Source organism: Parapedobacter luteus, from assembly GCF_900168055.1.
Taxonomy (GTDB): domain Bacteria; phylum Bacteroidota; class Bacteroidia; order Sphingobacteriales; family Sphingobacteriaceae; genus Parapedobacter; species Parapedobacter luteus.
Map to the genome: position 1 here is coordinate 1 of NZ_FUYS01000016.1, position 21920 is coordinate 21920.

Consider the following 21920-nt stretch of genomic DNA (forward strand, 5'->3'; position numbering starts at 1 on the left):
AACGAGACGGTGCTGAACGAGCTGATCGAGCAGTTGACCAATACCACCGTCGGCGGCAACGTGTACTACGACGGAAACCAGTTCACTTACGTTGACGGGAACGGTGATACACAGACCATCAACTTCGAGGAACTGGTGCAGGCCAACGAAACGGTTACCGCATTGGTGGACAACGGTGACGGCACTTACACCTATACGAGCGAAGACGGCACCGAAACCATCGTAGACGTGCCTGCAAGTGTTGTAAACCGGTTCGAGGAAGTGGTCAACGGCGGCCCGGTCACCATCAACGGGGAGACCTACAACACGGTAGAGGAATACATCCGGCATTTGGTTGAGGCCAACGAGACGGTAACGGCATTGGTGAATAACAACGACGGCACGTACACATATACCAACGAAGCGGGTGATGCGGTGACGATCGACGTACCGGCGGATGTGATCAGCAATTTCGAGGAGATCATCAGCAACGAGACGGTGCTGAACGAGCTGATCGAGCAGTTGACCAATACCACCGTCGGCGGCAATGTGTACTACGACGGAAACCAGTTCACCTACGTTGACGGCGACGGCAACACGCAGACCATCAACTTCGAGGAGCTGGTACAGGCGAACGAAACGGTAACGACATTGGTGAATAACAACGATGGCACATACACCTACACGAGTGAAGACGGCACCGAAACCATCGTAGACGTGCCTGCAAGTGTTGTAAACCAGTTCGAGGAAGTGGTCAACGGCGGCCCGGTCACCATCAACGGGGAGACTTACAACACGATAGAGGAATACATCCAGCATTTGGTTGAGGCCAACGAAACGGTAACGACATTGGTGAATAACAACGACGGCACGTACACATATACCAACGAAGCGGGTGATGCGGTGACGATCGACGTACCGGCGGACGTGATCAGCAATTTCGAGGAGATCATCAATAACGAGACGGTGCTGAACGAGCTGATCGAGCAGTTGACCAATACCACTGTCGGCGGCAACGTGTACTACGACGGAAACCAGTTCACTTACGTTGACGGGAACGGTGATACACAGACCATTGATCTGAGTGAAATCGCCATAGAGCCCTGGCTAAACCAGGCCGATGGCACGAAAGCAACCGAAAACACCCAGGATATTTATCAAATGGGCAAGGTCGCCATCAACACGGCCATCACAGACAAGCAATTGGAAGTGAAGGGCGATATGACAGCTACCTATAGTGGCGCCGGTATTTACAATATTATCGATAATAATTATACTCCTTTTGGAGGAGGTAATGTGGTATTGAGCGCTAATGCCGAAAATCCTGTCGATGCTTCACAGTATACTTCGTTTTATACACGTTTAGAAGCCGCAGGCCTTACGAGTCTGGATGGGGATAAAGTCGCCAGCGTAGTAGCGTATTCAGGGGAGATTGACCACAGGTTTAGACATCCGGGGGGAATGATGACGAATTATACCTTCCCGAGGGATAACGGTTCGGTTAATCACGTGTTGACGACAGATGGCCACCCGACTTCTGCCCAACTTTCCTGGAAAAGCATCAGCGACCTATTGGAAGTGACCGCCTCCAACGGGGTAAACATCGATGCCACCTCCGGTGATATAAAGCTGGGAGGTAATCTTACGGAGGCCACCACCATCACCAATGACGGATATCCGCTGACCATCGCTACCGGGGGAACGGCCACATCGATTACCGGGCTTCCGCAGACGGAACAGGCAGACTATAATGCCATCACCGGCGCTACAGGTGATCAATTGGTATCCGTGGATGCCGATGGCCTGCTTAAACAACTGAAAGCAGCCATGCCAAAGTTCTTTTATATGCCCTCGGTGATTATCCCCATAGCCAGCGACCAACTGGAAGATCCATTGACCGGGGAGAGTTTCAATGACGGTACAAGGCAGGGGACGATTGATCTATACGGCCGGTATGCAGCGCAGTTCGGCAGCCCCATGGCTTCCAATGCAGGTGCCACGACAATCCTGCCGGTACTGCCCGCAAATGAACTGGACTATCATATCGCCTGGTACAACAGCAGCGTTTTCGAAAATGTATCGGTGAGCGACGCAGGTATATTGACCTATACAGTCAAAGCTGATGCTGACGTCACCGTAGGTTCATTCATGAACGTCGTATTTGCCATTAAGCCATAATAAAGGAAGTTGAAATGCGGAATTTATCAAAATACTTTATTTCACTGGTAGGGTTATGGGCTCTCCTTTATGTGCAAAGCAGCGTCGCCCAGCCCTGTTACCCCGATCAGGTGGTGACCGCAGCATACGCAACCGGAGGAACCAGCCCATATAAAGATCAGGTGCTGTGGCTGACCTGGGGATCTTCCAACCAGACAACGGACCCTTACGGTAAACGTGATGTAACCTTGTCGGTAGGCGACAAATCATATGCATCCATTCCGTTGGGTGGCGACAAATATTTATGCGTTGAAGCGGAGATTATTGCTATAGCGGGAGATCCGGTCACCAGTTATGCTCCAGGAGACTATTTTGGAGATACGTTTGATGATTGGTACAACATAGGAGGGGAGAGCTATACGTATTGGGATGAGGCTATTAACGATTGGGTGGATGTTAACCCTAATCAATTGGTTGCCGGCATCATCAACCGAGACCAGGGAGGGAGTGCCGAATTGACGCTTCGGTGCAAGGCAACCATAGACGGTGAGCCAATCCGCATTGCGGGAATGGTCGTTGCAGACGCCGAATCTTTATCGTGGTTAGAGCATATTTACGCAACGGCTGATGGCAATTGGACTTTGGTGGAAGTACAGAAAAACCCGAATCCTTACGAGCCATCGCATACAAACTACCGGGTCAGAAAGGAAAATGTAACGGGGACAACCGAACAAGCAATGAAATTCCTGTATGGAAACGATGATAATACCGCTGCGGTAGCTTTTCTTTCCTTTAATGAATCGGCGTATAACACGGCCGGCCCCAATCCCGATTTTTCAGTCGAATTCACCGCGGAGCTTCAGGGGGGAGGCAAGACAGCTTTGGCATTGGGATTACTGACGCCGAATGCCGATCTGGGTGATGCCCCGGAGTCATATGGCAGCCCGGTTCACTTGTTGCAGAATCTTACGCTAACCGACGATGGGATCGCTCCGGTTCCCCAAGGGAATACATCCTATACGAATGTTAATACTCCCAGTTATGAGGCGGGCGCCTTGGTAAGTACCGACGGCAGTTACTTGGGGAGCACTGCTCCCGATGCGGATAACGGGCCGATGTTTTCAAAGGATGCCCTGGGCGATGACCTGTCCGGCGATGCGGGTCCGGATGAAGAGGACGCTTGGCCAGAAGCGTACAGGCGGTTTTCTTATAAGGCACATTACATGCCGGGGAATGCGATCGTTGCAGAGATTCCCTATCGTGGGGCAAAAGCAGGTGCGCGGATATCGGGATGGATTGACTTTGATCTTAATGGCGTATTTGACGAAGACGAAAGGCAAACTGCAACGATTCCCGCTGACGGGGATGGGAGTGTTTCCCTGACGTGGACGGTGCCTGCGTATAGAAGACCTTACAGTACCTACGTACGGCTGCGCTATTTCGATCCGATAGAGCCGGATGCGACAAGCCCGGATAGCAATGTAAATTTCGGAGAAGTGGAAGACCATAGAATACATATTCTTGGGCCAGCAATCACCAACCCCATGTTGCCGAGCAAAGCTAGGAACCGGGAATAATCCATTCAGGAATGAAGAAGAGAATACACTACATATTGTTTGCGGCCGGGTTGGTATTTTTTGTGGCGTTTGATGGCCACGCCCAGCGGGGCGCTGGCAGTTCCACGCTGGATAACTCGACAGTCCGCGTGGGGGCGGGAACGGCCGAACTGATTTTTTCCGAGAGCCTGTACCTCGGGCCGGATGCGGACTGGGAGGTGCACGGCACGCTGGAGGTGTGGAGCCGGAACATCTGGATCGCGCCCACCGCGCGCCTGCACGGTACGGGAAAACTGATCATCCATAACCCCGGAGACAACATTTATTACGAGGAATGGGCGGACTCACCCACGCGGATTGATGGCAACGGCGGATTGCCCATCGGGCTGGATATCGAGCTGCGCAATGCCCATAACCTGGTGTTTGACGATATCGCCGACCCGGGTTTCGGCACGGAAAACGGAACGGGTTCCCGCGCGGCGGCACTGCACATCGACGGGGGCTTCACGTTCGGCGTGGATGGGGGCGACGTACTGCTCAACGGGCATGACCTCATCCTGTCGGCCCGAGCCAGCTTCACCGGGTACAACAGCAGCCGGATGGTGGTGACGGGCAACAGCGTGACGGGCCATGTCATCAAAACATTCGCGAATACGCAGCCATTCGTGTTTCCGGTGGGTATCGACGAGGGCGATTACACCCCGGCCACGCTGGCTCCTGCGAGCATGACCACGCTATACGTGAGTGTGCAGGACTACGGTGCAGCGGGCATTGAACTGCCCGATGCGGAACGCGGCATGGACCGGATCTGGCACATCTTCGCGGACGCCGGGGTGCAGGCGGCCTACACCCTGCAGCACAACACCGTGACCAACGGCAATGCTTATGTGGATGCCCAGGCGCAGATCGTGCAGTATGCGGGCGGGACCAACTGGCTGGGCGATGTGACCGTGCTGGAAGCGGAGGGCATCCACACCCGGGCGGATATCCTGACGGCGACGGGTACCGCGGCCGACGGCAGCTGGTTCACCAAATACGCCTTTGCGGAAGACGTAGGGCCTACGGTAAGGAACGATGCCGCAGCGGTTGAGTCGGGCGCATCCGTGCAGATCGACGTGCTCCGCAACGACGAACCGGGCAGCAGCCCGATCCTGGTGGGCAGCATCCGCATCACGCAACAGCCACGCAACGGCACTGTAACGGTAAATCCGGATGGCAGCATTACCTACACACCCGATAAAGGCTTTGTTGGTGAAGATACGTTCGTGTACGAAGTGGCCGACGAGAACGGGCTGGTTAACCGGGCTACGGTGTCGGTGACAGTGGCGCCGCGCAAACTCCGGATACCCAACGTCTTCACACCGAATGGCGACGGCCGGAACGATGTGTTCGAAATCGAAGGATCGGAAGGCTTTGACCGCATCGAGGTGACCGTGGTGAACCGCTGGGGTAACGAGGTGTACCGCAACGTGGATTACCGCAATGACTGGAACGGCGGCGACCTGAATGAGGGCACGTACTATTACAGTATCGTCACGCATCAGGGTACTGTGCAGGAGCGTTACACGGGCTGGGTATTGATCAAAAGGCTATAGATAAATGAAAAGGACAATCATAAAGGCGATGATATGGGTAATGGCGCTGGGCGGGTGGACCTCCGCCCGCGGCCAGCAGAACATCCAGTTCACCCAATACATCTTCAACTCGATGAGCGTGAACCCGGCCTATGCCGGTTACAAGGAGGAATGGTTCCTGCAGTTGGGACTGCGGAGCCAATGGGTAGGCCTAGACGGGGCACCACAAACGGGCCTGCTGTCCGTCGATGGTATCGTTGACCCCGTCAATAAACGGCACGGGCTGGGGCTGCAGGTTACCGCGGACCGGCTCGGCCCGCAGTCGGCCACCTCGGCCTATGCCAACTATGCTTTCCGGCTGCGGCTAAATACGGAGGACACGCACCGGCTGAGCTTCGGCGTCGGTGCCGGCGTAACGCAGTACAGCCTGGACGGCACCAAGCTGGATCCCTACAGTTCGGGTGATCACATACTGCCACCCAGCAGGGTCAGCAATTACGTGCCCGATGTGCGCTTCGGCATCTATTATTACGCCCCGCGCTGGTATGCGGGGGCATCGGTGATGGACCTGCTGTCGGGCGACCAGAGCAATAACATCTTCCGGTGGGACAACACCACAACCGATAACATCCGCCGGAGACGGCACATCTATTTTATCGGCGGGGCACTGGTGGACTTTGACAGCGGACTGAAGCTGCGGCCGAGTGTGCTGGTGAAAGAGGATTTCAGGGGGCCGACGAGCCTGGACGTGAACATGATGTTCATTTTTGCCGACAGGTTCTGGATCGGAGGCGGCTGGCGCACGGGGGTGACGGTGTTCGAACGCGATTACCAACGAGTGACGGGAAATAGCCTGAGCAACCGGAATTCGTTTTCGGCGGTGGTGCAGCTTTATGCCACGGAACGGCTGCGGATCGGGTATTCCTACGACCACATCGTAAGCCGGCTGGGCAGCGTGCAGAACGGCTCGCACGAGGTGACGCTCGGCCTGACGTTCGGCCAGCGGTATAACCGGTTGCTCAGCCCGAGGTTTTTTTAATAATCAAGTGTTTCATCCAATCGTCATGCTATTGAAGAAAATCGCGGAATACCTGGATGATAAAAGGATTGATTTTTCCTACATCAAGGACGGCCCCCGTATGGAAATCTGGGTAGCTGGAAAGGAATGGTTGCCGATACTGGTTTTCAAAGGGAACAACGACGGGTATTTCATATCATGGTGTGGGATTGAATACCGAATTGCGGATGAGATAAAGGCCTATGTGTACGTGTTGCGGATTTTCACCGCCATCAATGAACTGAGAATCCAGGAAAAACAAACGAATAGAATCTCGTAGCCAAAAATAATATACCGATGAAAGAGAATTTACCAGCGAAGCCGTGCGGTTCCATTGCTTTCAAATTGCTTGGCGGCGTGGCGTGCCTGCTGTCGGCGATCTTGCCTGCCGTTGCTCAGGAACAACCAAGTCTTCGCGACCGTGCAGATGAATTATACCACCGATACGAGTATGCCAACGCTGCCGCGGTGTATGTAAAGCTTGCCGACAGCCGTAAGCCGCGGCTGCATGACCTGGAGCGGCTGGCCGAATGCTACCGGCTGATGAACGACTACGAATCGGCCGAAAACTGGTATGCGCGAGTCATCCAGCACGCGGAAAGCGGTGCCGGAAACCTGCTGGCATACGGAGAAGTGCTGAAGGCGAACGGGAAATACGCAGAAGCCAAGCACCAGCTGGAAATGTATGCCGACCGGACGGGTGACAAAGACGCCGTAGCCCTGCAACTGGCCGGGTGTGACTCGGCCATGCGCTGGATGGCGCACCCGACCTCACATAAACTCCGCAACGAGCGGAGCGTGAACACGCAATATGCGGAGTTTTCCGTGTTCCCAGTCGGAGATAAGGTCGCCTATGCGGGTGAACCGGACCCCTTGATGGACGGGCAGTCCCGCTCCGGCCGGACCGGCAACGCGTACCTGCGGGTGTATACGGCCGACCGCGGGTCGGACAACGGGTTGAAAAACGGCGTTGTCGCCGAAGGGCATATTAACAGTGGGGACTACCACGTGGGCCCGGTGGCTTCGCCCGATGGCGGACGGACACTGTATGTGACCCGCACCCATTCGGGCAAGCCGGGCGGAAACGAGAAAGAGGGGAAATACCGGTTCCGCACACACCGGCTGGAACTGTACATCCTTACGCACACAGACGGGGAATGGCAGTCCGAACCCTTTGCGTACAACAATGTCGAAGCGTATTCGGTCGGCCATGCCGCGTTCAGCCCAGGCGGGGATACGTTGTACTTCGCCAGTGACATGCCGGGCGGCCACGGCAAAACGGATATCTGGTACTGTGTGCAACAGGCCGATGGCAGCTGGGGGGCGCCCGCCAACTGCGGCCCGGTTATCAACAGCGCGGGCGACGAGCTGTTCCCGAACGTAGGACCGGACGGCAGCCTGTACTATTCGAGCGACGGTTTTGCGGGGATGGGCGGTCTGGACGTCTTCAAAGCCACGGGAAGCGGCCGGGCGTGGGACGTGCCGCGCAACATGCGTTATCCGGTCAATTCGGCGGGCGATGATTTCGCCTATGTGGTGAATTTCGATAGCGAAGCGGGCATCGCGGGTTACCTCTCGTCCAACCGCAAAGGCGGTGTGGGCAACGACGATATCTATTCCTTCACGTTCGAAAAGCCGAAAATCATCATCATCCTGAAAGGCACCACCTCTGACAAGGCTACGGGCGAGCGCCTGCCTGTTACCGCAGTGACCCTATATGACGGTAGCCGCGAGATTGTGGCGAAAAAATCCAGTGATGGGAGCGGCCGGTTTGAGTTTACACTGCATCCAGGCCAACGCTATACGGTACTGGGGCAGAAGGAGGGCTACCATGCCGACTCGGCTAAGGTAACTACCGAAGGCGTCACCAAATCCGACACCCTGGAAGTGGCCCTGTTGCTGGCACCGGTGTTCAAGCCGGGTGACACGTTTGAGCTGGAAGACATTTATTACGATTTCGATAAACACGACATCCGTCCGGATGCTGCGGTAATCCTTGATGAGCTGGTGCGTACGATGCGCGACAATCCGACGCTGAAGATCGAGCTTTCCAGCCATACGGACAGCCGTGGCAGCGCTGCATACAATATGGCGTTATCGCAGCGCCGGGCGCAGTCGGCCGTGGATTACCTCGTGGGGCGGGGCATCGCGCGCGACCGGATGGTGGCCAAGGGCTACGGCGAGACGCGGCTGGTAAACCGTTGCGCGGACGGCGTGCCCTGCTCGGTGGCCGAACATCAGGCCAACCGGCGTACGGAAGTGACGGTAATGGCTTATTAAACTGCTGGAGAGATGCACCGCTATGAAAATGAACTTGATTATTAAAGATGAATATCCGGTTATACGAGTTGGGTTGAGCCGTTTGATTAAAAATCATGGCTGTCGCAAAGTCTTGAGCTGCGCCAGCATTACTGAAACAAGGGATGCCGTGCTTGGGGCGCCAGCACCCGTTGATTTACTGATTTTCGGTATGCACCAAGACGAAGTGCGAGACATCGGAAAACTCATAACAACCGCCAACATACATTGGAAGGGCAATGGGTTGCGGGTGTTGGTTCTCTCTGAACTGTATGAGTTTCTATATGCCCCGCTTTGTATTTCAGCTGGCGCAAAAGGATTCGTATCGATGCATGAAAATCACAGAATGATTCTTTCTGCTGTGAAGGCAGTTTCCCTGAATGGCATATTTGTAAATCCCCTGCTGGAAAGTCATCCCATCATACAGTGTGCGGCAGGGAAAAGTGGATTGGACGGCTAAATTGGTTACGCGGGTTGGATGCGACATTAAAGCGTGGTTGCTCAAGCAGTGAATCGTAATATTTTCGTATTTTCGCAGCCATGGACAACCAATTGGTGCTGTATAACACGTTAACAAGGAAGAAAGAAAAATTTGAGCCCCTGCATTCGCCCTTTGTGGGCATGTATGTCTGCGGGCCGACTGTATATAGCGATGTGCACTTGGGCAACTGCCGCACATTCGTCTCATTTGACCTGATCTTTCGCTACTTGCAACACCTGGGGTATAAAGTCCGGTATGTGCGCAATATTACCGACGCAGGGCATCTTGAGGGCGACAACGATGAGGGGGAGGATAAGTTTGCCAAGAAGGCCAAGCTGGAAAAGCTGGAGCCTATGGAAATCGTGCAGAAATATACCTTGGGCTTCCATGAGGTGCTGCGGCTTTTCAATACCTTGCCGCCGAGCATCGAACCCACCGCCACCGGCCATATCTCGGAGCAGATAGCGATGGTCCAACGGATCATCGAACAGGGATATGCCTATGTGGTAAATGGTACGGTGTACTTTGATGTAGAAAAATACGTCAAGGAATACGATTACACCATCTTGACCAACCGCAAGTTGGAGGACATGCTCAACAATACGCGCGAGCTGAACGGGCAGGATGAAAAGCGTGGCCGGCTTGATTTTGCATTGTGGATCAAGGCAAAGCCCGAACACATCATGCGCTGGCCCTCGCCCTGGGGGGTGGGGTTTCCGGGGTGGCACATCGAATGTTCGGCCATGAGCAGCAAATACCTGGGCGATCAGTTTGATATCCACGGCGGCGGCATGGATCTGGCTGCCACGCACCATACCAATGAGATTGCCCAATCGCAGGCCTGCAACCATACCCAGCCTGCTAAATACTGGATGCATACCAATATGCTGACCGTCAATGGCGCGCGCATGTCGAAATCTGCCGGCAACGGCTTCCTCCCGCACGAATTGTTCAGCGGAAACCATCCGCTCCTCAGTCGCGGCTATTCGCCGATGGCGGTGCGGTTTTTCATGTTGCAGGCACACTACCGCAGTACGCTGGACTTTTCAAACGAGGCGCTTGATGCTGCCGACAAAGGGTTCAAGCGGCTTATGAACGCCATGGCGCTGTTGCCGAAGTTGAAGGCAACAGCCAAAAAGGCCGCATTCAAGGTCGATGAGTTGCGGCAACGCTGCTATGCAGCCATGAACGATGATTTCAATAGCCCGGTACTTATTGCCGAATTGTTTGAAGCTGTGCGTATCATAAATAGTATCCACGACGGTAAATTGGCTGTAGATGAACAATCGCTTGCCGATCTGAAAACATTGATGCAGCATTTCGTGCATGATATACTGGGGCTCATTGATGACAACACCGGTTCGGATGATTTTGAGAGACTGATGGAGATGATCATCGCGCTGCGGAACGAAGCCAAGCTGCAGAAAGATTACGCGACGTCGGATCGTATCCGGGAAGGGCTCAGTGCTATCGGTATCCAACTCAAGGATAGCAAAGAAGGCACACTTTGGAATAAGGTTTGATAGCAACCCACATTGATGAACTACACGATTCGATTAAGTATACTGTTTTTTTTCCTGGCCGTTTCCTCGAACACCTTTGCGCAAATTTTAGGCAAGGTGGGAAGCTTGTTGTCCGCAGACCGCACGGCGGCGCGGCTGTCAGCGACGGAGGGGCCGCATGCGGCGTTGCTGTCTATAGTAGACCGCAATTCCACCTTTTTTACGCCGGCACCGACACCGGCCCTGGAATACCTGAATAACCGCCCCAACATTCCGGACGTACTGACGTGGAAGCCTACCTTTGCTGCCGTAGCGAAGAGCATGGAGTGGGGCGTCACGGCGGGGTCACTGTCGTTTCAGCGGGTTGGGGCAATACAACGGTACGGCGAGTACTTAGCGGTATGGCGGCGCGATCGGAAGGGAGTCTGGAAGATTGATCTCCGCGCGCAGGTGGAGCATCATGGCGGAAGTAGCGAGCCGGAGCTGCAATACATCGAACCCGATGATAAGGATTACACCAAGTTCCGGACCAAGGAGCGGATACAGCAGCGGAAGGAGATTGTGAGCAGCAATGACCAATTGCTTTCTGCCGTGCTGAAATCAAATGCGGCTATTGCCTACGAAGAGTTTTTGGCAGAAGACGCTCGTTTTTATTTTCCCTGGAAGACTCCTATTGTTGGAAAAAAAGCCATCCTTGCCTTTGCGAAAGAGCAAGATTTGGCGATACAGGCCGAATCGTTGGTGTCTAACCGTTCGTACAGCGGCGAGTTGGCCTATTCGTATGGCACCGCTACGGTAGCAGCCGGTGAGGAGCGCCTTAAGTGCAACTACGTACGGATTTGGCAATTACAGCCCGACTTTCAATGGCGTGTCGTTATCGAGATGTTGTTTGAGCGGTGATTACCGCTGCGCTACGGCATCCTCCCCGCTGTCTTTCAGCCATATTTTCAGATCATCGCAGTCGTAATACGCGTCGTTGATATCGATAAACGTCACTTTCCGGCGGCCTTCAAACCACTCGCTGAGCTTGCGGTTGATTTTGTCTTCCAGGGCAGCTTCCTTGATTTTGGCAAAATCCTGTTCGAGGTTTGCCTGATGCGGTGGCGTCCGTGACTTGAGGTAAGTAAACCGGTATCCGGTTTTTCCCATTTGATCGGTAAAGGGGGCCGGCCGCGAATACTGGCCAGGTTGCAGCGTATCAATGGCTGTAAAAATGGATGCGTCAAGCTTGTCCGCAGGAATCAACGTGGTCCGGCTTTGCTGGTTTTCCAGGTTCAGCAACATGCCTCCGTTGTATTTGGTTTCTTTGTTGTCCGAATATAGGGTAGCGGCTGTATAAAAATCGACCTTTTTCGCCACCACGTTTTCATAGATGCTATCGATGTGTTTTTTCGCCCGTTCGAGGCTCGCTTGCGTCGGCTTTATCTGGATGAGGATGTGCCGTACCCGGGCTTCTTCGCCGCGCCGCTCGAGGACTTCCAGGAAGTGGAAGCCATGTTCAGACTCGAATACCTGTGAAAGTTCGCCCGGTTTAAGCCGGAAGGCAACGGCTGAAAATTCCTTGACATAGCGGTCGCGCGTGCTGAATCCCAAATCACCGCCGTACGGAGCCGAACCGCCGTCTTGCGAATAAAGACGCGCCACGGTGGCAAAGTCAGCACCATCAACAATCTGCTTGCGCAGTTCCTCGGCACGGTCGCGGTACTGTTGCTTCTCCTCCCGGGTAAGCTGGGGGTATACCACCAATTCACCTACCTCTACTTCGGTATTGAAATAGGGGAGGCTGTCCTTATCCAGCGACTCATAATAACGCCTTACCTCCAGTGGAGTCACGTCTATGCCCGAGACGATGTTCTGCTGCATTTTATTGGCCTTGAGTTGCTCATATACGCTGGGACGCATTTCCTCCTTGTATTGGAGCAGCGAACGGTTGAGGAAGCGTTCAAGCCGTTCCTGGCCTCCGGCTTGGCTTGACATGTACCGCAGGCGGGCGTTGATGTTGTCATCCACCTCGCCCTCGCCGACATCAATCGAGTCAATGGCTGCTTGCTGCGCCAGCAGCTTCTGCGTAAGCTGCTGTTGGAGGATATAGCACTTGAAGTCCTCATCGGCCTTATTGCCCTGGGCAAGGTATTGGGCGTATTGCATTTCGATTTCAGATTGCAGGATAATATTGGACCCTACCACTGCTGCGACCTTATCGATGACCTGGGCTTGCTGGGCTACGGATAAGTTGAAGGCGCCCGCTATAATCAAAACAAGAAAAATGCCGCTATGTCTACTCATTTAGTTATATATTTCGATGTTATTTTTTTTGTGCGCATCATCCAGGATACGCTTCTGCATTTGATCAATCAGATCAATTTTGCGTTTGTTCAAAATCAGGTTACGGATATTGGAGTGCACCAATGACAATGGCGAACGAGTATCCCTGAATTTAGAATCATGCAAAATTATCAGATATAATTCATTATTTTCAATTATTTCGAAAATTCGCCCGGTTTGGCTGTAATGGTCTTCGTTGATTTTCGAAATCGGGATTTTCCTGGCCAACTCATCGGCATAATACCACGCTGTATCGCGCAATGCATAGTGCAGCGCATACACGGCGCAGTATCTTTCAAGGAGATCCTGTTCTTCGAAATTTGTCGATCGGAACAGCCGCTTTACCCGTTCTATTTCGGGTGCATCCTGCTTCAACCGGATAAAGGACGCTTTGAGGATGGGCTGCTTAAGCAGGAACAGCTCCTCCCGCGAATCATAATACGCCTTGATTTCGTCATCGGTGACGACCGTGTCCAGCTTCCGGCTGACCAATGCTTGCTCATATTCGTACACAATAAGGCCGTTTTTATATTCCTCCACTTGTTTGGCGAGGTGTTCCGTATTGATATTGACGTTTCGCTGTGCATGATGCAGCAGGGCCTGTTGGCGCGTCCACTGTTCGATATAAGCACGCACAAGCTGGATGCTGTCATCACCGGAAACACCCGGAGGGACCACCCCTTGCAGATCGTCCGGATAAAGGTATTGGTCAAACGACCGCGCAACCGGCGTCGGCTTTCCCTGTTGACAAGACATAAATAACGACGTAAGGACGGCGATAGCCAGTATATATACCCTAATCATTAGTTTTTTTATGCTTACCCAATACCTACTCGGTTGTTTCAATGGGCTAAAATACGTATTTGGGGCCAATGAGGCATGGATTTAACCATTTTTAACACATTGGTGCCATGCCGGAAGCAGCCGGAAAACAACAACACTGTCCATAGGTTGGAATATTAAATTTAATGACTACCTTTGACATAACCAATTGTAAAACCATGTCGATGAAACCAGCGGAACTAAAGGCTTTGGTTGACGAAATGGCTGCGTCAAATTCAGAAAGTGCTTACAGGCAGGTGTTTGATCAGTTATTTCTTCCGATACGGAAATTCTCCTATAGCATTGTCAAATCATGGGAGGTGGCCGAAGAGGTAGCAAGTGATGTGCTTTTTATGCTCTGGCAACAGCGCAGGCGGCTTGCCGACGTGACAAATATCAGGTACTATGCCTTCGTGGCGGCCCGCAACCATGCGCTAAACGCGCTGAAGAAGCAGGCGGGCAAAGAAATCATCTCGCTGAATGACATCGAAGTGGATATACAGTTGGCAACCCTATCGCCGGAAGCGATTTTTTTGCAGGGCGAGCTGCAGGCCAAGCTGGAGCATGCCATAGCCTTGCTACCCAAGCAATGCAAGCTGGTGTTCAAACTGATAAAAGAAGACGGACTTTCCTATAAGGAAGTGGCCGACCTGCTGGGCCTTTCCCCGAAAACGGTGGATGCTCACCTGGTCAATGCCATGAAAAAACTGGCCGCCATTCTAAAGGCCGAGTTTAAGCTGGTGTAATCCCTGGCCGGTTGTGGCCTGTGCTGATGATTTGCGCAAAAATAATTGCGGCAATCCCATGAATTTTGTCACATTAATAATATTTTTGCGAAGCGGGCATCTTGCGGGTGCCAACGATAGCATTTCCATAGAAACTTATAAAATCAACTATTATGAGCAACAACAGCATCAATCGTAAACTCAGGATGGGTATGGTAGGCGGTGGGCACGGTGCCTTCATCGGCGAAGTACACCGGATAGCAGCGCAATTGGACAACCGGATTGAACTGGTCTGCGGAGCTTTCAGCTCGGATGCCACCAAATCGAAAGAGAGCGGGCGTTCCCTGTTCCTTCCTTCCGACCGGGTTTATGGGAGTTTTCAGGAGATGATCGAGCGGGAGCGGGCGCTTCCTGAAGGCGAGCGGATGGATTTTGTCAGCATCGTGACGCCCAACCACGTGCATTTCGCACCGGCCATGCTGGCCTTGGAAAATGGCTTTCACGTGGTGCTGGACAAGCCCATGACCTTTGATTTGGAGGAGGCCAAGCAGCTGAAACAAAAGGTGGATGAAACCGGCCTGCTGTTTTTGCTGACGCATACCTATGCGGGCTACCCGATGGTACGGCAGGCTCGGCAGCTGGTGCGCGACGGCGCATTGGGGGCCATCCGCAAGATTTATGTGGAGTACCCGCAGGGCTGGCTGAGTAAGTTTTCGGAGCAGGATGGCAACAAACAGGCTTCCTGGCGCACGGACCCGACGAAATCGGGCAAGGCCGGTTGCATGGGCGATATCGGCACGCACGCATTGCACCTGGCCGAGTTTATCTCGGGATTGCGTACGACGCACCTTTGTGCTTCGCTGCACACGTACGTGGAGGGCAGGAAGCTGGATGACGATGGCAATGTGCTGCTGCGTTTCGAAAACGGGGCGAGTGGCGTACTCATTGCGTCGCAGGTCGCCGCTGGGGAAGAAAACGCCCTGAAAATCCGTGTCTATGGAGAAAACGGCGGTTTGGAATGGCATCAGCAGGAACCCAACAGCCTGGTGGTAAAATGGCTTGACCAGCCCACGCAGATTTACCGGTCGAACAACGGCGGGTGGATCGCCGCGGAAGCCGCGTCGCTTTGCCGCACCCCGGCGGGGCATCCGGAAGGCTACCTGGAAGCGTTCGCCAATCTGTACAAGCTGTTTGCAGGCGCGCTGGCCGCCAAGGTTGCCGGCGTACCGCAGGATGCTGATGCGTACGATTACCCATCGGTGGATGACGGCGTGCGTGGCATGGCGTTCCTCGACAACGTTGTCCGCAGCAACGAAAGCAATGAAAAATGGACACCCTTCACGGTGTAACAATAGAAAACGATTGTTTTATTTTAAAAAAATAAATAACGATGCAAACCATAAAAGGGCCGGGTATCTTCCTGGCACAGTTTCTGGGCGAGCAACCGCCGTTTGACACGTTTGAGTCCATCTGCCGGTGGGCTAAGGAATTGGGATTCAAGGGTATCCAGATACCCACTTGGGCGACCTCCTATTTCGATTTGAAGCAGGCAGCGGAGAGCAAGACGTATGCCGACGAAATCAAGGGAAAAGTGAACGAACTGGGGCTCGAAATTACCGAATTGTCTACCCACCTCCAGGGGCAACTGGTGGCAGTACATCCGGCATATGACCAGCTATTCGACAGCTTCGCGCCTGCGGAATACCACAACAATCCCAAGGCCCGCACCGAGTGGGCCGTGCAGCAGCTGAAATATGCGGCACAGGCCTCGCGCAACCTCGGGCTGGATGCCCATGCCACGTTCAGTGGCGCCCTGTTGTGGCATACCGTCTATCCCTGGCCGCAGCGGCCGCAGGGCCTGGTCGACACCGGATTCACTGAATTGGCCAAGCGCTGGCGTCCGATACTGGATGTGTTTGATGAAAACGGTGTGGACGTGTGTTATGAAATCCATCCCGGCGAGGACCTGCACGACGGGGTTAGCTACGAGCGTTTCCTGGAAAAGGTAGATAACCACCCGAGGGCGTGTTTGCTGTACGACCCGTCGCACTTTGTGTTGCAATGCCTGGATTACCTGGCTTACATCGATCATTACCACGAGCGCATCCGGATGTTTCATGTGAAAGACGCCGAGTTCAACCCGACGGGCAAGCAAGGCGTATACGGCGGCTATTCCGGCTGGGTAGAGCGGGCTGGCCGTTTCCGTTCGCTGGGCGATGGCCAGGTCGACTTCGGGGCGGTATTCAGCAAGCTTACGGCCTACGATTTCAAGGGCTGGGCGGTGATGGAGTGGGAGTGCGCACTGAAGCACCCCGAAGACGGTGCCCGTGAAGGGGCCGCATTCATCAACGATCATATCATCCGCGTCACGGAAAAAACCTTTGACGACTTTGCCGGCGGGCAGGCAGACGAAGCCAGCAACCGGCGGCTGTTGGGGCTTGATTAACCACGATAATAAGCGGCAGTGGTACGAGCGAACCGAGCGTCGTACCACTGCCTTTCATTACCCACCAGCGACCACCAACCACCCACCATCCCCAAAAAATGTCACATTCCATTAGGGAGATCCGTTAAAACTGTTGTCTATTCTATCAAAGACTACAGTTATAAATCAATAAAGTCTTTACGGTTTTTATGGATGATAAGCGAATCATCGTGTTGTTGACACGTAGGGCAGCTGGTGAAATCAGTGCCAGTGAGTCAGAAGAATTGGATAATTTATTGGCAAATCATCCGGATGCCGTATATTATGAAGAGTTTGTCGGTGAGCTATGGAAAAGCTCGCCGGAGGAAAACCACGGCGCACACTTTTTCGATTGGCATAAACGCCGGCACGGCAAAGCCCTGGCCTTTGAGGGAGAGGCGACAGCAACGCCATTTTTGGATAGACCTACGCAAAAGCTGTGGGGGCGTCCGGGAAAAAAACGACTGGCCGTTTATGCATTGACGCTGGCCGTGTGCCTGACGGCGCTGTGGCTGATTTTCCCCCGTACGGCGGTGCAGCCCGATATGGTCGAAATCGTCGCCGAAAAAGGTGTGCGTAAGCAGTTTGTTTTACCGGATGGCACGAAGGTGTGGCTCAATGCAGACAGCAGGCTGTGGTACGATAGTAAGATGAAAACTCATGCCACGAGGGCCGTGGAGCTGCAAGGGGAAGCGTTTTTTGATGTGACGGAAGACAGCAAGCGGCCATTTACCATCGCTACGGACAAAATCTCCATACGCGTGTTGGGCACAGCGTTCAACGTACAGGCTTATCCGGATGATAGCAAGACAGAAACAACACTCATCAGGGGGTCGATCGAGCTGTCCGTCAATGACCGGCCAAATGAAAAAATCCTGATGAAGCCCAATGAAAAAGTCGCCATCACCAATCATCCTGCCGCGGCCCCGGACGAAGGGGATGGCAAAACAAATGCGCTTACATTGACCATCGGGAGCCTCTCCAAGGTACAGGTAGCCAATGAGGAGTACATCCAGGAAACTTCCTGGGTGGATGACAAGCTGGTATTCCGAAACGAAACGCTGAAAGAGCTGATACCCAAAATAGAAAGGTGGTACAATGTCAACATCAGGGTAACCAATCCAAAGGTCATGGCTTACCGGTATACGTCCACCATTACCGAGGAAGACGATATTCACCAATTATTGGAAGCCTTGCAATTTATTCATTCGTTTAACTATAAAATCGAAAACCATGACGTGACGATCTATTAAAAAAAATGAGAAGTGCGCCAACACTTCTTCATCCAAAACCTTTAGTGAGCAGCAGCCGCTGCCCGGGTCAAAATGATCTTTTCCATTAGGGAATCTGGCGTAAAATATTGTCTATTATTAGGAACGATCAGTATAAACCATCGGTGACTTTCATTTAGGTTGAACATATTAAACTGAAAACTATGACGTGACGATCTATAAAAAAAATGAGAAGTGCGCCAACACTTCTCATCCAAAACCTTTAGTGAGCAGCAGCCACTGCTCGGGTCAGATTTTTTAACGATAAAAGCCAAAATTATGAAAAAAAAGGAACTAAGCAAAAGAGTTCTTTATCATCATTTCTTTGTCCAATTAAAACCAATTTTCTTTCTCTTGAACTACACGGTCATTTTAACGCTGATTTTGACGTTGAACGTAACCGCCAGAACCTACTCCCAGGGCGAGAAGATCGATTTGGTCGTACAGGATGCCAGATTGAAGACCGTGTTCCCAATCTTGGAACAAAAGGGGAAAATCCGGTTGATGTACAGCGAAGATAACGGCGCATTGGACAAACTCGTGAGCATCAAAGTACGGAACACGCCCGTGCTGAAGGTGCTGGAAATGCTGCTTGCCAACACCAGTTTGGAGTATAAGGCGCTTGACAACAACTTGATTGTCGTCAGGAAAAAAGTGGTGCAGCAAGACATCACCGTCAGCGGTACTGTCACCAGCGCAGGTGGGCAGCCGTTGAGCGGCGTCAGTGTGTCTGTAAAAGGATCATCCACGGGCGGTACAACGGACGATGCGGGCAAGTTCGTCATTGAAGCACCGCCCAACGCCGTGCTGGTATTTTCTTATGTCGGATATCTGCCCCTGGAAATCCCTGTCAACTCGCGTAGTACGGTCAACGCCGAGTTGCAGGAAGATACCAAAGAACTGGGGGAGGTGATTGTAACCGCCCTGGGTATACGGCGCGAAAACCGGAAGCTGGGCTATTCGGCGTCCGCCGTGGATACGGATCAGCTGACCGAGAGCCGCACCACCAACGTGGGCAATAGCCTGGTGGGTAAGGTTGCCGGACTGAACGTCTCGGGCATCCCCAGCGGGCCCGGCGGGTCTTCCAAAATCAGGCTGCGCGGACAGTCATCCTTCGGCGGCAACAATTCGCCCCTGATTGTCGTCAACGGGATTCCCATCAACAACGCCCCCCAGGGTGGGGCAAATGCCTCGGGGCAGGGCAATACAGGCGAGATCAATACGGACCTGGGGGATGGCCTCCAGAGCATCAACCCCGACGATATCGAGTCCCTGACCGTGTTGAAGGGGGCCGCCGCAGCGGCGCTGTATGGGTTCCGGGCAAAGGACGGCGCCATCATCATCACAACCAAATCGGGGAGCAAGCAAGACCGGGGCATTGGCATCAGCTATGGGCTGAGCTACCAGGGCGACCAGCCCCTGGATTATACAGATTTCCAATATGAATATGGGCAGGGTGAGTACGGCATCCGCAACGAGACGCTGGCCGATGTGCGGCGCACGGGCGTCTGGAGCTTCGGCCCCCGGTTTGACGGCCAGCCCATTATGCAGCACGACGGCGTGGAGCGCCCTTACCTGCCCAACGAAGACCGCGTGAAAAACTTCTACCGCGTGGGCAACACGTTTACCCATATGTTGGCCGTATCAGGTGCCAACGAAAAAGGAAACTTCCGGGTATCGTTTGCCAATACCGATGCCAACAGCATCGTGCCCAATTCGGATTTTGATAAGAAAATCCTCAACATGGGCCTCAATTACATGCTCACCGAAGGGCTCTCTGTGCAGGTCAATGCCAACTATTCGAATGAGTTTAATGACAATCCCCCAGCGCTGAACCAACAGGCTTATAACGTTAATCAAACGGTATACACCATGGCCAACAGCGTAGACATCCGCTGGCTGGAAAACGCTTATAAAGATCCCGTGACGGGCAACGAAATCAATCCGGCCCGCTTTACCGACAGGACCAATCCGTACTGGACAATCAACGAGCGGTTTGAAACCCAGAAACGCGATCGCCTGTTCGGCAATGTCACCCTGCGGTATGATATCGCGCCCTGGTTGTGGGTACAGGGGCGCGTGGGCCAGGATTTCTTCACCAATGTGCGGCATGCCAACAGGCCTACCGGCACGGCTATGCTGCCCGTGGCGCCCAGCGGATTCAATGGCAATTATTTCCAAAATACGGGGACATTCCGCGAACGCAACGTCGATTTCCTGCTCGGGCTCAACCACACCTTTGGCGTTTGGGGCGTAGATGCCACCTTCGGTGCCAACTCCATGGATCAGAAGTCCGAACGCATGGGTACGTCGGTGACGAATTTCTTTATCCGCGACCTGTATACCGTGGACAATGGCCAGATCAAAAACCCCAACTATGCGTTTTGGCACAAACGTGTCAATTCGGTGTTCGGTACGGTTGATTTCTCCTTTGGCGAATACCTGTACTTGAACCTGACCGGCAGGAACGACTGGTTCTCCACGCTGAATCCGCAGTCCAACAGTGCGTTCTATCCGTCGGTGAGTACAAGCTTTGTGTTCAGCCAGCTCTTCCAGTCCCTGCCGGAGTGGTTCGGGTTTGGCAAGCTGCGGGCTTCGTACGCCGAAGTGGGGGGCGATACCGACCCATATACCAACACGCTGTACTACAATATTGAAAACAACCAATTCAACGGTGTGCCACTGGGTATCATCACGTCCTCCATCAGCCCGAATGCCAACCTGAGGCCACTGACGGTCAAGGAGACGGAAATAGGGATTGATTTCAAGCTGTTTGACAACCGGCTGTCGGTGGATGCAGCGGTGTACAACAAGTTGACGGAAGACGAAATACTCAATGTCGATATTTCCAACGCCTCCGGCTACAGCCAGACGCTCGTCAATGTGGGCAGGCTGCGCAACCGCGGGGTCGAAGTGCTGTTGAACATCGTCCCGGTACGCAATGAACATTTCCAATGGGAAACCGCCTTTAACTACGCACTGAACCAGAGCAAGGTGCTGCAGTTGGCCGACAATCAGCAGCGATTTGACGTGGGTACCGGCGAATACATCGGCATCGTATCACACGAAGTGGGGCAGCCGATGGCATCGCTTCGGGGAGTAGATTACCTGCGCAACGAACAAGGGCAGATCATCACGTCCAACGGCTTGTTCCTTCCGGGCAGTTTGGTCACTTATGGGAGTGCCATACCGCCCCATACCGGGGGGTGGCTCAATACGGTGACCTACAAGGGCATCAAGTTTTTTGCCCAGATCGATTTCAAGGCGGGACATAAGATGATTTCCAACTCCAACTTCAACTGGACAAGACACGGCCTGCACAAAAACAGCCTTGTAGGCAGGGAAAGCGGCGTGGTCTTCCCGGGCGTCAACACCGATGGTACGCCAAACAGCACGCCAGTGGAGGCCGAGCTGTTTTACAGCCAGTACCGTTCGGCGAACGTGGCCACCCCATTTGTGTATGATGCTGGTTTCATCCGGTGCCGGACACTCTCGGTGGGATACGACTTTTCGAGATTCTTCGGGCGGACGTTTGTCAAGGGAGTCAATGCCAACCTCTTTGTCAATAATCCATTCATCATCCGGAAATCCATCGACAACCTCGATCCCGAAGTGCAGTATTCCGCATCGGACCTCCGATCGGGCCTCGAAACACACGCCCTGCCAACGACCCGGACATATGGCTTGAACTTAAATGTTAATTTTTAGC

Annotated in this window: 16 protein-coding genes; 14 read left to right on the forward strand and 2 right to left on the reverse strand. The window is 53.4% G+C overall.

Going from position 1 to position 21920, the window contains the following annotated elements; translation table 11 throughout:
• From B5X72_RS20875 to B5X72_RS19490, 9 genes are all read left to right on the forward strand, one after another.
• Positions 1–2157 (forward strand): hypothetical protein (locus B5X72_RS20875; RefSeq protein ID WP_217698169.1); only part of this gene is annotated, 2157 nt, incomplete at its 5' end.
• Between the two features lie 14 nt (positions 2158–2171).
• On the forward strand, positions 2172–3713 hold the full coding sequence (locus tag B5X72_RS19455) for a CshA/CshB family fibrillar adhesin-related protein (protein WP_139378792.1): 1542 nt from the start codon (positions 2172–2174) through the stop codon (positions 3711–3713).
• Between the two features lie 11 nt (positions 3714–3724).
• A complete protein-coding gene (locus B5X72_RS19460; protein ID WP_079718594.1) occupies positions 3725–5287 on the forward strand; it encodes a T9SS type B sorting domain-containing protein in 1563 nt (520 codons plus the stop codon).
• 4 nt (positions 5288–5291) lie between these two features.
• Positions 5292–6305, forward strand: coding sequence for a PorP/SprF family type IX secretion system membrane protein (locus tag B5X72_RS19465; RefSeq protein WP_079718595.1), 1014 nt, complete (start codon positions 5292–5294; stop codon positions 6303–6305).
• Positions 6306–6330: 25 nt separating this feature from the next.
• The gene (locus B5X72_RS19470) at positions 6331–6603 is read left to right on the forward strand and encodes a hypothetical protein (protein WP_079718596.1); all 273 of its coding nucleotides are present in this window, start codon (positions 6331–6333) and stop codon (positions 6601–6603) included.
• A 17-nt stretch (positions 6604–6620) separates the two neighbouring features.
• Positions 6621–8603: an OmpA family protein gene (locus tag B5X72_RS19475; protein ID WP_079718597.1), complete on the forward strand. Its 1983-nt coding sequence runs from the start codon at positions 6621–6623 to the stop codon at positions 8601–8603.
• Positions 8604–8625: 22 nt separating this feature from the next.
• Positions 8626–9081 carry a helix-turn-helix domain-containing protein gene (locus tag B5X72_RS19480; protein WP_079718598.1) on the forward strand — a complete coding sequence of 152 codons (456 nt, stop codon included), beginning with the start codon at positions 8626–8628 and terminating at the stop codon, positions 9079–9081.
• Between the two features lie 80 nt (positions 9082–9161).
• Positions 9162–10625 carry a cysteine--tRNA ligase gene (gene cysS, locus B5X72_RS19485; RefSeq protein WP_079718599.1) on the forward strand — a complete coding sequence of 488 codons (1464 nt, stop codon included), beginning with the start codon at positions 9162–9164 and terminating at the stop codon, positions 10623–10625.
• 15 nt (positions 10626–10640) lie between these two features.
• The gene (locus B5X72_RS19490; protein WP_079718600.1) at positions 10641–11504 is read left to right on the forward strand and encodes a YybH family protein; all 864 of its coding nucleotides are present in this window, start codon (positions 10641–10643) and stop codon (positions 11502–11504) included.
• On the opposite strand, the gene B5X72_RS19495 is transcribed toward B5X72_RS19490, so the two are convergent.
• Together B5X72_RS19495 and B5X72_RS19500 are read right to left on the reverse strand one after the other, a co-directional pair.
• A complete protein-coding gene (locus B5X72_RS19495) occupies positions 11505–12890 on the reverse strand; it encodes a peptidylprolyl isomerase (RefSeq protein WP_079718601.1) in 1386 nt (461 codons plus the stop codon).
• Positions 12891–13733, reverse strand: a complete 843-nt coding sequence (locus B5X72_RS19500) for a peptidylprolyl isomerase (RefSeq protein WP_079718602.1) — start codon at positions 13731–13733, stop codon at positions 12891–12893.
• A gap of 203 nt (positions 13734–13936) precedes the next feature.
• On the opposite strand from B5X72_RS19500, the gene B5X72_RS19505 reads away from it, so the two are divergent.
• The 5 genes from B5X72_RS19505 to B5X72_RS19525 all read left to right on the forward strand — a co-directional run bounded on the left by B5X72_RS19505 (position 13937) and on the right by B5X72_RS19525 (position 21919).
• Complete coding sequence (locus B5X72_RS19505) at positions 13937–14497, forward strand: sigma-70 family RNA polymerase sigma factor (RefSeq protein WP_176146271.1); 561 nt, start codon at positions 13937–13939, stop codon at positions 14495–14497.
• A gap of 152 nt (positions 14498–14649) precedes the next feature.
• A complete protein-coding gene (locus tag B5X72_RS19510) occupies positions 14650–15825 on the forward strand; it encodes a Gfo/Idh/MocA family protein (protein WP_233632633.1) in 1176 nt (391 codons plus the stop codon).
• A gap of 41 nt (positions 15826–15866) precedes the next feature.
• Positions 15867–16922, forward strand: a complete 1056-nt coding sequence (locus tag B5X72_RS19515; protein WP_079718607.1) for a sugar phosphate isomerase/epimerase family protein — start codon at positions 15867–15869, stop codon at positions 16920–16922.
• A gap of 188 nt (positions 16923–17110) precedes the next feature.
• Positions 17111–18193, forward strand: coding sequence for a FecR family protein (locus B5X72_RS19520; protein WP_079718608.1), 1083 nt, complete (start codon positions 17111–17113; stop codon positions 18191–18193).
• A 297-nt stretch (positions 18194–18490) separates the two neighbouring features.
• Complete coding sequence (locus tag B5X72_RS19525; RefSeq protein WP_079718610.1) at positions 18491–21919, forward strand: SusC/RagA family TonB-linked outer membrane protein; 3429 nt, start codon at positions 18491–18493, stop codon at positions 21917–21919.
• Position 21920 lies beyond the last annotated feature (1 nt).

What these genes read in the sequence shown, in the direction of transcription:
- B5X72_RS19455 (WP_139378792.1), top strand. Translation starts at nt 2,172, where the DNA reads ATGCGGAATTTATCAAAATACTTTATTTCACTGGTAGGGTTATGGGCT.
- B5X72_RS19460 (WP_079718594.1), top strand. Translation starts at nt 3,725, where the DNA reads ATGAAGAAGAGAATACACTACATATTGTTTGCGGCCGGGTTGGTATTT.
- B5X72_RS19465 (WP_079718595.1), top strand. Translation starts at nt 5,292, where the DNA reads ATGAAAAGGACAATCATAAAGGCGATGATATGGGTAATGGCGCTGGGC.
- B5X72_RS19470 (WP_079718596.1), top strand. Translation starts at nt 6,331, where the DNA reads ATGCTATTGAAGAAAATCGCGGAATACCTGGATGATAAAAGGATTGAT.
- B5X72_RS19475 (WP_079718597.1), top strand. Translation starts at nt 6,621, where the DNA reads ATGAAAGAGAATTTACCAGCGAAGCCGTGCGGTTCCATTGCTTTCAAA.
- B5X72_RS19480 (WP_079718598.1), top strand. Translation starts at nt 8,626, where the DNA reads ATGAAAATGAACTTGATTATTAAAGATGAATATCCGGTTATACGAGTT.
- cysS (WP_079718599.1), top strand. Translation starts at nt 9,162, where the DNA reads ATGGACAACCAATTGGTGCTGTATAACACGTTAACAAGGAAGAAAGAA.
- B5X72_RS19490 (WP_079718600.1), top strand. Translation starts at nt 10,641, where the DNA reads ATGAACTACACGATTCGATTAAGTATACTGTTTTTTTTCCTGGCCGTT.
- B5X72_RS19495 (WP_079718601.1), bottom strand. Translation starts at nt 12,890, where the DNA reads ATGAGTAGACATAGCGGCATTTTTCTTGTTTTGATTATAGCGGGCGCC.
- B5X72_RS19500 (WP_079718602.1), bottom strand. Translation starts at nt 13,733, where the DNA reads ATGATTAGGGTATATATACTGGCTATCGCCGTCCTTACGTCGTTATTT.
- B5X72_RS19505 (WP_176146271.1), top strand. Translation starts at nt 13,937, where the DNA reads ATGAAACCAGCGGAACTAAAGGCTTTGGTTGACGAAATGGCTGCGTCA.
- B5X72_RS19510 (WP_233632633.1), top strand. Translation starts at nt 14,650, where the DNA reads ATGAGCAACAACAGCATCAATCGTAAACTCAGGATGGGTATGGTAGGC.
- B5X72_RS19515 (WP_079718607.1), top strand. Translation starts at nt 15,867, where the DNA reads ATGCAAACCATAAAAGGGCCGGGTATCTTCCTGGCACAGTTTCTGGGC.
- B5X72_RS19520 (WP_079718608.1), top strand. Translation starts at nt 17,111, where the DNA reads ATGGATGATAAGCGAATCATCGTGTTGTTGACACGTAGGGCAGCTGGT.
- B5X72_RS19525 (WP_079718610.1), top strand. Translation starts at nt 18,491, where the DNA reads ATGAAAAAAAAGGAACTAAGCAAAAGAGTTCTTTATCATCATTTCTTT.